1 protein-coding gene is annotated in these 230 nt (G+C 56.5%); it reads left to right on the top strand.

Features of this window, described 5'->3' with window-relative positions; genetic code table 11:
- The coding region (locus tag AC1RPR_RS09130) for a hypothetical protein (RefSeq protein ID WP_481763631.1) at positions 1–230 on the top strand (230 nt) is incomplete at both ends.

Genomic DNA, 230 nt, shown 5'->3' with positions numbered 1-230 from the left:
GTCCGGCATCGTAAGCAGCAACTGCCACATTAACAGCCTGCTGCTGGGCCTGATGTACAAGTTCCTGCCCGGCCTGTTCGAGCGTGGCATGGTGTACGTGGCTAACGCTCCGGAGTTCTATGCTGAATCGAAGGGCAACGATCTGACTATCGGCTCGACGCTCGGTGAAGTGCAACGTAAGCTTGCGGCCAAGGGTATCAAGAACGTGGCTATTCGTCACGTGAAGGGCT

Source organism: Dellaglioa sp. CoH-57-MRSF-22 (assembly GCF_056781895.1).
The sequence above is the reverse complement of the archived record's forward strand: the minus strand, read 5'-3'. Positions and strand labels throughout refer to the sequence as shown.